The following is a 12,491-nucleotide window of genomic DNA, read 5'->3' as shown; positions in this document are numbered from 1 at the left end:
CGGCCATGAAGACGCAAGTGCTGACCGAAACCGGAAAATTAGAGCCGACCGATGAGCTTTTGGCCGAATTAGCCGCCAAAAGTGAAGAGTTGGAATCGGCCTCGCCGGAAGAAATTATTGCCTGGGCGGCCGAGCGATTTGGCTCGAAGCTGACCATGGGAACCGCGTTCGGCCCTGAAGGCTGCACGATTCTCTACATGCTCTCGCAGATTGCTCCCGAGACGCCGGTCTTTAATCTCGACACCGGTTATCAGTTTCAAGAGACGCTCGATCTGCGCGATCGCATCGCCGAGAAACTGGGGATCGAAGTCGAACTGCTGAAGCCCGAGCTGAGCGTCGAAGAGTACGAAGCGCAAACCGGCGGGCTGCCCCTCTACAAGACGAACCCCACGCAGTGCTGCTTTGATCGCAAGATCACCGTGCTCAAACGTGGCGCTGAAGGGAAGCATGCGTGGATCAGCGCGATCCGCCGCGATCAAAGCCCCGATCGCGCGAGAGCGCCGATCGTTGGTTGGGATAAAAAATTCGGCCTGGCCAAAATCAATCCGCTGGCCAATGTCGACAAAGCGTGGGTCTGGCGAATGATCACCGAGCACGACATTCCCTACAACCCGCTGCATGACCAAGGCTACACCAGCATCGGTTGCTGGCCCTGCACACGGGCCGTCGCCGCCGGCGAAGATGAACGCGCCGGTCGTTGGAGCGGAACCGAAAAGACCGAGTGCGGTCTGCACACGCTAGACGACGATACGAACAAGTAACGGGCGCACCAGCGTCATTGATAGGCGGCGGCATGGCCGCCGGAACCGTTTTGAATATCTCCGCCAAAACCGAATACGCTTGCGTCGCCATGATCGAATTGGCGGCGCTCTACGACTCGGGCGACCCTGTCCGCGTGCGCGAGTTGGCGGCGACGCACAGCATTCCGGCTCATTTTCTGACGCAGATCTTGCTGCAGCTCAAAGGCGCCGGCATGGTGCAAAGCACCCGCGGCGCAACCGGCGGCTATCGCTTGGCCCGCGATCCCAGCGAGATCTCGATCTATGACATCCACCGCGTGATCGAAGGGGACAGCGATCAACCTTGCGGCGCGCTGCAAAAGCCGACCGCAGCTGCGGCGGCGCTGAAGGCGCTCTGTTGTGAAGCGGCGACCGCCCAACGCGAGATTCTCTCGGCCGCGACCTTGGCCGACATGGCCGAGAAAGCCGGCAGCACCGTCGAAGATATGTTTTATATCTAGCGTAGACGGCTCGCCGTTTTTTTTGGAGCAGTCGGCGATTGGTGTTAGAATGCGGGTCCTGCCTTGCATGTTTCCCGCCGCAATACACCTACCGAGTTCCCGCCGATGAAATCCGTTTGCTCGCTCTTCGTCGCGTTGTGCATAGCCGTTTCGACGATCGCCGCCGCCGAAATCCATCTTGCCCCCAACGGTGATGATATCGCCGCAGGCACAGTCGCCACACCGCTGAAAACGTTCTCCGCCGTGCTGACCAAATTGCAGCAATCGCAGTACGCCGGCGATACGCAGGTGATCCTGCATGACGGCGTTTATGCGATCGAGCGGCCGATTGAGTTGGGGCCGCAACATTTGCCGACGGCAGGAACGCTTACGTTTCGCGCCGCCCCAGGCGCCAAACCGAGCATCAGCGGCGGACGAGAAATCACCGGTTGGAAAGTCGCGGGCGACGGCGCCTGGACGACGGAGATCGCGGAAGTCAAAAGCGGCGATTGGCGTTTTCGTGAACTCTTTGTCAGCAGTGCGCCGGCCACCCGGGCGCGCCATCCCAACGAAGGTTATCTGCGGATCGAAAAGTCGCTGCCCGATCGTCGCAGCGGTTTTACTTTCAACGCAGGCGAAGTGCCGCTCGAAGCCGTCGGCGCCGAGTTGGTGTTTCTGCACGATTGGTCGATGTCGCGGATCAATATCGCGTCGATCGACGCGGCGACGCACACGCTGAAGACGCAGTTTCCGATTGGACCCAATGCGGCCCATTACGCGATCGACAACTTTGAACCGCATCCCCGCTTCTATCTCGAAAATCATCCCGACTTGCTCGACGCGCCTGGCGAATGGTATTTGGACGAGGTGTCAGGCACGCTCACTTATCTGCCGCGTGAAGGAGAGACGCCGGAGAATACTCGCGTCTTTGCGCCGTTGGCCGAACAATTGCTAGTTGTTCGCGGAACGGAAGATTCGCCGGTTCGCGGCGTTCGTTTTGAGGGAATCGAATTTCAGCACGCTGCTTGGATGCTGCCGCCGGAAGGATACGCATCGTCGCAAGCGACCATGCATGAAGCGCGCGACTCCTCTCCCCGCTCCAAATCGCGAGGCATCATGCCGGCGGCGATTTTGTTGGAGTTGGCGGAAGATTGCGCGATTGTAGATGGGCGGATCGCTAACCTCGGTTGCTCCGGCGCGTGGCTCGGCTCGCGCACCAAGAACTGCCGCATCGAGCGCTGCGTCGTGGAAGACGTCAGCGGCAACGGCGTCAACATTGGGGAAGACCGTACACGTCGCGTCGATGGCAAACTGTGGAGCGAGGCGGCGCCGCAGCAGATTGCGCGCGGCAATGCGGTGACTGACTGCGTGGTGCGGCGCTGCGGACGACAGTTTTTTGGTTCGATCGGCGTGTGGGTCGCCTTCGCAGCGGAGACCCAAGTTACCCATAACGAGATTACCGACTTGCCTTACTCCGGCGTTTCAGTCGGCTGGCTCTGGAATCCGACGCCGACACCGGTCGAAAAGAACGTGGTCGCGACGAATCACATTCATCATGTGATGCAACGACTGAGCGACGGCGGCGGCATCTATACGTTGGGACGACAACCGGGAACACGTTTGGCCGAGAATCACATCCACGACATCCCGCTGAACGCCGGCCGCGCCGAATCGAACGGGATGTTTCTGGACGAAGGGAGCGATCAGATCACGATCGAAAACAATTTGATCTACAACATCGACAAATCGCCGCTCCGGTTTCATAAGGCCGAAGAGATGTTCGTGCGGAAAAATGTGTTGGTCTGCCGCGACGCGGCGACTCCGCCGCTACGTTACAACAGCACCAAAGCCGAGACGGTGCAGCAGACCAACAATATCGTGCTGACGGCCGACAAGTTCGACCTGGCGACGTATCAAAAACGGGTCGCCAACTGCGGGCCGCGACAGTCGCCTCCGTATCTGGCTCCCGCTGAGTAGCTGTAAGGGCGTCGCATCGGGCGCTGTCGTTTGGCTCATTGGATCCGCCGTGCCGCGTCGATACCTAGGGATTGCCGCGTCTGTTAATGGTTACAGACGCTCGCGATTCCTTGGGGGGCAAGCTTGGATCGCCACGCAATCGATCTCTATCACCTGAAGCAGCGTCTGGGACTGTCGTGCGGCGAAGAAACGACGCGACAGTATGTAGCGGCGCTGCGCCAGCAGCCGACGCCAGCTGGCTCCGCTCCGCTTCCCCAAGAGTTGCCGCCCCAGCAGCCATTGCGACATTTTCTACATCGGGCGATTGGCCGACTAGGAATCGGATCGAATTAGGCGCCAGATCGATCGTAGTGGGCGGCGATCAGGGCTGCTGTCGCCAGCGCCGCCGTTTCGATTCGCAAGATTCGCTTTCCTAATCGGAACCCGCGCCAACCGGCTGACAGGGCGGCTTGATACTCGTCGGGCGAGAAGCCTCCTTCCGGTCCAATGGCGACAACGACATCGGTTGGCTCGGCCGGCAACAAGTCGGCGACCGATTCGCTGGCGTTGGGATCGGCGATCAGGCGCAGCGCACTAGATGGTGCATGACTCCAAAACGCCGGCAGCGCGGCTGAATCGGCGATTCGCATCAAGCGGTTGCGCTCGCATTGCTTGCTAGCGTCGATCACATAGCCGCGGAGCTTGTCGAGCGACTTTTCTTTTTTCAGCGAAACGCTCCGCTCGGTTTCTAGCGGCGTCAGTTCGGTCACTCCCAGCTCGACGCATTTTTCGACCAGCCACCGCAGGCGATCCCCCTTCGGCAGAGCGGCCGCGATTGTCAGCGCGATCGGCAGTTCACGGCTCACCTCTTGGCGTGCGATAACTCTGGCAGTCGCCGATTTGCGGCCAACAGCGATGATTTCGGCGGCGAATTGAGCGCCGCTATCATCGAACAGCGTGACCTGAGCGCCAATTTTTGCTCGCATGACGTGCAAAAGATGGTGGGCTTCGGGACCGTCGATTTCCACGGTATCTCCCGTAATCGGCGCTTCTAAAAAGAATCGATGTGACATTTGCAGCGTGCTAGCTCAAGACGGTTTAACAGAATGCCTACAGGGCGCCTGACGATTTTACCGAACAAACAAGATAGACGAATACCCTCCGATACGTACTGTTGCGCCGATGCCCCAGAACGAACATCCCTTGAATCAACTGAGCGACGAGCAATTGCTGCGCAGCGCGCCGTTTGCCGAAGCCTGGGCGCGGCTTGACTACGTCTGGCAGTCGAACCGCCGCTGCGCCGTAGTGATCGGACCGGCCGGAGTCGGCAAATCAACGCTGATGTCTCGTTACGCCGCACAACTCGCGAAGTCCCACGTTGCGGTCGCCCAGATCGCAGCGACCGGATTGGCTTCCTACGACATGGCGTCGCTGCTGGTCGAAGCTTGGGGGGGACGTCTGCGACCGGGCCAATACCCGACAATCGCATTGGCCGATCAGTTGGCGGTGCTAACGGCCGAACGCCAAGCGGCGGTCCTGTTTCTGGACAATGCGGACGAAATGACGATGGACGCCGCCAACGTCGTGTTGCAATTGCTGCGTGCTCCGGCGCACGAAGGCGCCAAACTTACCATCGTGCTAGCGGCGCTCGAAGGTTCGCTGCGTCAAATCGATCGGCGAATTCTGGAACTGTGCGAACTGCGGGTTGATCTGGAGCCGTGGACCGTAGAAGAGACGCAAGACTTCGTCGAGTCGACCTTGCTGGAACAGGACGACTTTCCGGAAGTGGACGAAGCGGCGATCGCCCGGATTCATGCGTTGTCAGAAGGATCGCCCCGGCGCGTCGCCCAATTGCTGAATTTGAGTCTAACGACTGGCGCCGCGCAACATCTGCCGCAAATCGACGCCGAGACGATCGAAGGTCTGTACGGCGAATTGGGCGTGCTGTAAGAGGTTCTCGCTTGCAGCTTCTCTCTTCGTGGCCCGAAGCGCGCGTTTTGAAGTTGCGCAATTTCCCGGTTGGCCGCGATAGCTCCGCTATCGGGGCGGCGCAGCCGTAAGAGGCATTGGTTCCTGGTAAGCAGTTCGAGGCCATTTCGCCATTTCAAACGGCGCGGCGACCACCGCTATCAGGTCCGACCACGGCTCGCTGCCTCTTACGTCTAGCTTCTCTCCCAAAATCAGCCGCACGGCGTTAGCCGCGGTTTCTGACAGGAACTCTTTGTCGACGGAAAATTGGAGACAAAAACCGCGGCTAACGCCGTGCGGCTGATGTCAATACGTGCCGCGCAGCACCGTCTTCACTTTCAATCGTTGGAAAATAGCGCAACCTCAAAACTCGCGCGTCGGGCTACGAAGAGGAATAGCCACAAAAAAAACGACGCTTCGGGAATCCCCTGGGCGTCGCTTGTGGAGCTTGTCGAACATCGAAGTTCGGTTTAGTGGACGCGATGTCCCGGCTTGGCGCCTTCGTCGGCGGTCAGCACAAAGACTTCGGCGCCCCCTTCTCCGGCGGCGGCGACCATGCCTTCGGACAGGCCGAACTTCATCTGCCGCGGCTTTAGATTGGCGACCATCACGACCAGGCGGCCGATCAGATCTTCTGGTTTGTAGGCCGCTTTGATGCCGGCGAAGACTTGGCGACGCTCGTCGCCCCCCAGACTTAGCGTCAGCTTCAGCAGCTTGCGGGCGTCGGTGACTTCTTCGGCGTGCAACACGCGGGCGACTCGCAGGTCAACCTTCATGAAGTCGTCGATCGTGCATTCTTCGGCCAATGGTTCGGCGGCCAGCACCTCGGCGCTGTCGTTGTACTTGGCGGCGATTTCGTCGGCTGGGCTTGTTGCGTCAGCGTCGGCGGTTTCTTCTTTGCTTTCGTCAATCATGGCAAGAACTCGTTTTGTGTCGACTCGTTTCATCAAGTGTTCGAATTTGTTGACCTGCGTCCCCGCCAGCGGCGTTTGCGACTGGTCCCACGACGTGAGCGGATCATTCAGCAGTGCGCCGACTTCGGCCGCCAACTTGGGCAACACCGGCGACAGGTAAATGATGATCTGGCGGAAGAGGTTGATCCCCACGGTGCAGACGTCTTGCAATGTCTGGGCGTTGGCCGGATCTTTCCGCAGTTCCCACGGCTTGTTCGTTTCGATAAAGGGATTGGCCCGATCGGCCAGTTCCAAAATCAAACGCATCGCGCGATTGTAGTCGCACGCTTCGTAGGCGGCGGCGATCTCTTCGCCCGCTTGGGCGGCATGCTCAAACCGTCCGCCGTCATCGGGATACGCGGCGGAGAGCCCGGTCGTCTGCACGAACTTGGCGCAGCGGCTGGCGATATTGACCACTTTGCCGACCAGGTCACTGTCGATCTTTTCAGCGAACTCAGCGACGTTCAGATCGAGATCGTCCAAGCGCGGACCAAGCTTGGTCGCGTAATAGTAGCGGAGGTAGGCTGGATTGAGATGCTCCAGGTATTTCGCCGCTTTGACGAAGGTCCCTTTGCTCTTGGACATCTTCTCGCCGCCGACGGTTAAAAAGCCGTGGATATGGACTTTGGTCGGCAGCGTGAATCCGGCCGTCTGCAACATGCCGGGCCAGAAGAGCGTATGGAAGTAAGTGATGTCTTTGCCGATGAAGTGATGGACTTCAGTCGACGGATCTCTCCACCATTTGTCGAGCGACTCGCCGTTGCGTTTGCACCACTCCCAGGTCGAAGCGATGTAACCAATCGGCGCGTCGAACCAGACGTACCAATAATTGCCGGGACTGTCAGGAATCTCAAAGCCAAAATAGGGACCAGGGCGTGAAATATCCCAATCACGCAGCTCTTCGTGAAGGAAGTGCCCCTTCAAATAGTTGGCGACTTCCGTCTGCAGATGCTCGCCGCTTTGCGACCACTCTTCCAGGAAGGGATGCAACTTTTCGAGGGCGACAAACAGGTGCGTCGCTTTGCGCAGCTCTGGCGTTGCGCCCGAGAGGACGCTGACAGGATCGATCAACTCGACCGGCGTGTAGGTGTGCCCGCACTCGCAGTTGTCGCCGGGTTGATTGGTCCGTCCACACTTGGGACAAGTGCCGCGGACAAAGCGATCGGCGAGAAATTGCTGGGCTTCGGGATCGAAAAGTTGCTCGATTTCCTTCTCGATGACCAGATCGGCGTCGCGCAGGGACTGCCAAAACTGGGCGCAAAGCTCGCGATTCTCATCACTGTTGGTCGAGCCGTAATTGTCGAACTCGATATCGAAGCCGGCGAAGTCGGTCTGATGTTCAGCGCTCATTTGGGCGATGAACGCTTCTTCCGAGACTTCGTTCCGTTTGGCGCTGATCGTGATCGCCGTGCCGTGCGTATCGTCCGCGCAGAAGTAGCGACAATCGTTGCCGCGTAGTCGCTGAAAGCGGACCCAGATATCGGTCTGGATGTACTCGACTAAGTGGCCGATATGGATCGGGCCATTCGCGTAGGGCAAAGCAGAAGTTACAAGAATTCGTCGCGCAGTCATGGAAGAACCGTTGAAGTCGTTTTCCTGCCAAGAGTTAGGGCAAGTCGAACCGAGGATTGTACCGCAGCGGAGCAAGATCGGCGAGATGTCGCTGACGACGACTCTAATACGATCCGCCCCCTAGGAAACAGACAAATGGCCATGCAGAGGGGTTCGGGAGGGCCCCTAGCGGAAGCGACAAGAAAAAGAGACGGTCGAAAAGCATCCCGAGGGATGGCATTTTCGACCGTCGCGCTTCGTTGGATTATGAAAGACCGGCGTCACCGCCTATTGGGTGTCGCCGAATGTTCTACTATCGAAACCATTCGTGACGTGGACTCCCTGTTATTCCTGAAAGTCAAAAAAAGAATCCGAAATTCACGCCGTCGTCATTCGCCTTACTTCTTTGACGCTAGATGGGACGCAAAAAAAAATAGTTTGTGCGCTGGGAGAATCGGCAGAAAAAGTCCTTAACGCCCATTGCGGGCGTTCGCATTTCCTTTCACTTTTCCGCTGCGAAAATAGAGAGAACGAGGAAGTTTCTCGACCAGGAATTTCGCTCGCTGCGGCGTATTTGGTGTTGGCGTCGAGACCGCACTACATGTTGATATCTACTTAGGAGCCGCTCCATGAAGGCCGCCATACTCAAACAATTAAATTCCCCTCTGGTGCTGGAGTCGCAGGACGATCTGATCGCTAGCGATCATGAAGTGATCGTCCAGCTCAACGCCGCCGCACTGAACCGGCGTGACTTTTGGATTTGTCAGGGAATGTATCCCGGCATCCAGTTGCCGTCGATTTTGGGGTCCGACGGCGCCGGCGTTGTTAGCAAGACCAATGATTCGCGGTCGGCGAGCTGGCTTGGTCGCGAGGTGATCATCAATCCCGGTTGGAATTGGGGAGACAACGCCGCCGCGCAGTCGGACGCGTTCAAAATTTTGGGGATGCCGGTCAACGGCACGTTCGCCACGCACGTGCAAGTTCCAGCACAGTACCTGCACGAAAAACCGAGCCACCTAAGTTTTGTCGAAGCGGCGGCGCTGCCGCTGGCGGGAATGACGGCCTATCGCGCGTTGTTCACGCAAGGGAGACTTCAGCCGGGTGAGAAGGTGCTGATCAGCGGCATCGGCGGCGGAGTCGCCTCCTTTGCGCTGCAATTCGCCTGTGCGGCCGGCGCCGAGGTGATTGTTACTTCCTCTTCCAGCGAGAAGATCGCGACCGCGATTCGCTATGGCGCGGCGCACGGCTATGACTACAACGCAACCGATTGGGTGGGCGAAGCGACTACGCAGTTCGGCCCGGTCAATCTCATTATCGACAGCGCCGGTGGAGCCGGATATCGCGGGCTCTTGGATCTGGCGGCGCCTGGCGGACGGATTGTGAACTATGGCGCAACGGCCGGGCCACCGCCCAAGCTGGACCTGTTTAAAGTCTTTTGGAAGCAGTTGCATCTGATCGGCTCGACGATGGGGTCGCCGAACGATTTCGCCGCGATGCTGCAGTTTGTCAACGAGCGTAAAATCAAACCGATTATCGACGAGACGCTACCGCTCAGCGCCGTGAACGAAGCGATCGAGAAGATGCGACATTCCTCGCAATTTGGCAAAATTACGCTCGACTGCCGGGACTAGCGGGGGGAGTGCCGTCGGTTCCCGGCAGCGGCTCAAACGAGCCAAACCGGTCACCGGGGCGAAGCCCGTAGCCGTTTAGAAACTGGGCTGCCTGCATGACGCGCTTGCCGGCCGGCTGAATTTCGTCCAAGGAGATCTGACCGCTAGCGGTCGCGACGACCAGTCGTCCTTCGTCGGTCGACGCGACTTGCCCCGGTGCGACGTGCGCGTCGCTGGCCAGCGGCGTCATCCGTTTGATGATCAGTCGCAGCGGCTCGGCGCCGTCGCGCAGCCAATGCGTATAGGTTCCGGGCCAAGGCTGAAACGCGCGATGCTGGTTGTAGATTTCGGCCGCCGTGCGCGCCCACGGCAGGTCGCCATCTTCTTTGCGCAAGCGGCGGGCCTTGGTGATCAGCGCCGGATCTTGCAACTCGCCTGGCGGATTGTTTCCATGCTTTTCGAGCAGCGCGATCGAATCCATCACCGGTTCGATTCCGATGAGCGAGAGTCGTTCTTCTAACGCAACGGCGTCTTCATCGGCGTCAATTGGCGTTTTGGCGATCGCCAAAATCGGTCCGCCGTCCAGTTTGGGCGTCATGTGAATCACGGTCACGCCGGTCTCCGCATCGCCGTGGTACATGGCCCAATTCACCGGAGCGGCGCCCCGATACTTGGGCAATAACGAACCGTGCAGATTGATCCCGCCCAGTTTGGCGAGCATCAGCGACTCGGCCGAAAGGATTTGCCCGTAGTCGCAAACGACAAACAGATCGGCGGCGTAGGTGCGTAAGATCTCGTGGGCTTCCGGCGTGTTGACGCTTTCGGGCCAATGGACTGGCAATTCGGCTTCTTCGGCGACGGCGCGCATCGGACTGAGCGGCGCCTGGCGATTGCCGCGCATCACGCGCGGCGGCTGCGTCAGCAGAGCGAGCACTTGATGAGGCGAAGCCAGGAGTCGGCGAAAGGTTGGCACGGCGAATGGACCGGTTCCCATCATCACAATTCGTAGCATCTTCGCCTCCCCAGCGATAAAAAAAAGCCGCCGGCATAAATACCGGCGACCTTGTTCAGTGTAACGAATTCTGAGCGCGTCGAAAGTTAGCGAGCGCCTTCGGCCGCCGGTCCATCGCCGTCGTCCTGTTTTTCCTGCTTTTCGGCGTCACCAGCCGGCCGAGCACGTTTAGGCGAGTCGGTGCCAGGCACGATTCGCGGGCCATGCGAATGTTCTTCGATCACGCGGCGCAGCTCTTCACCGTCGACCGATTCGACTTCGATCAGCCGCTCGGCGACTGCGATCAACGAATCACGTCGATCCGACAGCATCGTTCTTGTCTTTTGCAGCATCTCGTCCAGGATCCGCTTGATCTCGATATCGATCTCGCGGGTCGTCTCTTCGCTGTGCGTTCGGCTGCGCTCATCGGGAGCTTCTGGAATAAAGGCCGAACGTCCGCTCTGGCGGAAGTTGACCCGACCAAGCCGGCTCATGCCGAAGTCGGTAACCATGCCGCGCGCCAGTTCGGTCGCTCGTTCCAGGTCGTTTTGCGCGCCGGTTGAGATCTCATCGTAGATCATTTCTTCGGCCACGGTGCCGGCCAGCAGCACTTGGATGCGGCTTTCGAGTTCGCCTTGCGTCATCAGGAAGCGATCTTCGGTGGGTCGCTGCATTGTGTATCCTAGGGCCGCCAGGCCGCGAGGAATAATCGACACCTTATGAACCGGGTCGGTATTTGGCAGGCAAAAAGCGACCAGCGCGTGTCCGCTTTCGTGATAAGCGACGCGGTTTTTCTCTTCTTCCTGCATCACGCGTTGTTTCTTTTCGAGCCCGGCTGTGACGCGCTCGACCCCTTCGTCAAACTCTTCCATCGTGACCGAGGCTTTCCCCTTGCGGGCCGCCAGCAGGGCTGCTTCGTTGACCAGGTTGGCCAGGTCGGCGCCGGCGAAACCGGCGGTGATCGAAGCCACTTTTTTGACATCGACCGAATCGTCCAGTTTCACCGATTTGACATGAACCTTCAGGATATCGGCGCGGCCAGCGGCGTCAGGCCGATCGACCAGCACTTGGCGATCGAAGCGACCGGGGCGAAGCAGCGCCGGGTCGAGCATCTCGGGGCGATTGGTCGCCGCGATGATGATGATGCCGCTGTTGGAGTCGAACCCGTCCATCTCGACCAGCAGCGCGTTGAGCGTTTGTTCGCGTTCATCATGGCCGCCGACCATGCCGGAGCCGCGTGTTTTGCCGAGCGCGTCAAGTTCGTCAATAAAGATGATGCAGGGATTTTTGGCCGCCGCTTGCTGGAACATGTCGCGAACCCGCGCGGCGCCGACGCCGACAAACATCTCGACAAAGTCGGAGCCTGACAAGCTGAAGAACGTCACGCCAGCTTCGCCGGCGATCGCTTTGGCGAGCAACGTTTTACCGGTTCCGGGAGGTCCGACTAGCAGCACGCCTTTCGGGATGCGGCCGCCGAGCTCTTGGTATTTTTCGGGCGAGCGGAGGAAGTCGACGATTTCTTTGACTTCTTCGACCGCTTCTTCGATGCCGGCGACATCCTCAAACGAGATGTTCAAGTCATCTTGCATATGCATCTTGCCGCGGCTGCGACCAAACGCGATGGCGCTGCCGGCGCCGCCAAGACGACGCATCATCAAGTAGAACAGGATCACGATCAGCGCCGTCATAAACAGCAGTCCGCCGTAGATCTCTAGAAAACCATCCCCTTGGTCGCCGCTGTAATCTTTGAAACCGTGCGATTTGAGCGCGTCGGTGATTTCGTTCAGGCTTTGTTCGTCGCCCGGCAGATAGGTGACGATCGGCACCCCTTTTTGCTTACTGGCGGCGATGTCTTTGTTGTCAGCGTCCAGGTCTTCGCGGTCAACAGTGGCGCTGACCGTCGACTTGCTGACGGTCGCGTTCCGAAAATTCGAATAGAGGATCTTCTTCCCCTTCGAGTTTTCGATCGCCAAGCTGCCAACCGGCTTGCCGGAAGCGTCCACCTTGTGCGCATCGATCAAATCAACCAGTTGGGCCGGCGTGATCACATCGCGCGAAGGGCGAATAAAGTAGATCGCGATGAAAAACGTGACGACGATCGCCACCACGATGTAGAGAATCGAATTGTTAGAGCGAGAATCGCCCGAACGGCGAGGGGGTTCGTCGTGATTATCCATGAGCAACCAAGTGAGAGTAACGCCGAGGGGGCCGGCGAATGTCAAGATTTTTGGGTCAGCCGCTAT

Annotated in this window: 10 protein-coding genes; 6 read left to right on the top strand and 4 right to left on the bottom strand. The window is 58.9% G+C overall.

The window, feature by feature from the left end; translation table 11 throughout:
- The first annotated feature begins 5 nt into the window (after window positions 1-5).
- The 4 genes from M4951_RS23010 to M4951_RS22995 all read left to right on the top strand — a co-directional run bounded on the left by M4951_RS23010 (window position 6) and on the right by M4951_RS22995 (window position 3,529).
- Window positions 6-761, top strand: a complete 756-nt coding sequence (locus M4951_RS23010) for a phosphoadenylyl-sulfate reductase (RefSeq protein ID WP_262026960.1) — start codon at window positions 6-8, stop codon at window positions 759-761.
- Window positions 762-793: 32 nt separating this feature from the next.
- A complete protein-coding gene (locus M4951_RS23005) occupies window positions 794-1,240 on the top strand; it encodes an RrF2 family transcriptional regulator (RefSeq protein WP_262023946.1) in 447 nt (148 codons plus the stop codon).
- A gap of 105 nt (window positions 1,241-1,345) precedes the next feature.
- The gene (locus tag M4951_RS23000; protein ID WP_262023945.1) at window positions 1,346-3,196 is read left to right on the top strand and encodes a right-handed parallel beta-helix repeat-containing protein; all 1,851 of its coding nucleotides are present in this window, start codon (window positions 1,346-1,348) and stop codon (window positions 3,194-3,196) included.
- 123 nt (window positions 3,197-3,319) lie between these two features.
- Window positions 3,320-3,529 (top strand): hypothetical protein, encoded by a 210-nt coding sequence (locus M4951_RS22995; protein WP_262023944.1) that lies wholly within the window; start codon window positions 3,320-3,322, stop codon window positions 3,527-3,529.
- Here the strand turns inward: M4951_RS22995 and M4951_RS22990 are convergent.
- On the bottom strand, window positions 3,526-4,248 hold the full coding sequence (locus tag M4951_RS22990) for a 16S rRNA (uracil(1498)-N(3))-methyltransferase (RefSeq protein ID WP_262023943.1): 723 nt from the start codon (window positions 4,246-4,248) through the stop codon (window positions 3,526-3,528). The genes M4951_RS22995 and M4951_RS22990 overlap by 4 nt on opposite strands.
- 130 nt (window positions 4,249-4,378) lie before the next feature.
- On the opposite strand from M4951_RS22990, the gene M4951_RS22985 reads away from it, so the two are divergent.
- Window positions 4,379-5,125 (top strand): ATP-binding protein, encoded by a 747-nt coding sequence (locus tag M4951_RS22985; RefSeq protein WP_262023942.1) that lies wholly within the window; start codon window positions 4,379-4,381, stop codon window positions 5,123-5,125.
- A gap of 488 nt (window positions 5,126-5,613) precedes the next feature.
- Here the strand turns inward: M4951_RS22985 and metG are convergent, their stop codons facing one another.
- Window positions 5,614-7,668 (bottom strand): methionine--tRNA ligase, encoded by a 2,055-nt coding sequence (gene metG, locus M4951_RS22980; RefSeq protein WP_262023941.1) that lies wholly within the window; start codon window positions 7,666-7,668, stop codon window positions 5,614-5,616.
- Window positions 7,669-8,276: 608 nt separating this feature from the next.
- Here metG and M4951_RS22975 point away from each other — a divergent pair.
- Window positions 8,277-9,278, top strand: coding sequence for a zinc-binding dehydrogenase (locus tag M4951_RS22975; RefSeq protein ID WP_262023940.1), 1,002 nt, complete (start codon window positions 8,277-8,279; stop codon window positions 9,276-9,278).
- On the opposite strand, the gene fmt is transcribed toward M4951_RS22975, so the two are convergent.
- Together fmt and ftsH are read right to left on the bottom strand one after the other, a co-directional pair.
- A complete protein-coding gene (fmt, locus tag M4951_RS22970) occupies window positions 9,256-10,269 on the bottom strand; it encodes a methionyl-tRNA formyltransferase (protein ID WP_262023939.1) in 1,014 nt (337 codons plus the stop codon). The genes M4951_RS22975 and fmt overlap by 23 nt on opposite strands.
- 86 nt (window positions 10,270-10,355) lie before the next feature.
- Window positions 10,356-12,425 carry an ATP-dependent zinc metalloprotease FtsH gene (gene ftsH / locus M4951_RS22965; protein WP_262023938.1) on the bottom strand — a complete coding sequence of 690 codons (2,070 nt, stop codon included), beginning with the start codon at window positions 12,423-12,425 and terminating at the stop codon, window positions 10,356-10,358.
- Window positions 12,426-12,491: the final 66 nt, after the last annotated feature.

Origin of the sequence: Blastopirellula sp. J2-11 (assembly GCF_024584705.1) — a bacterium.
Taxonomy (GTDB): domain Bacteria; phylum Planctomycetota; class Planctomycetia; order Pirellulales; family Pirellulaceae; genus Blastopirellula.
Note: the sequence above shows the minus strand (reverse complement) of the source record. Positions and strands in the feature narration are given on the sequence as shown.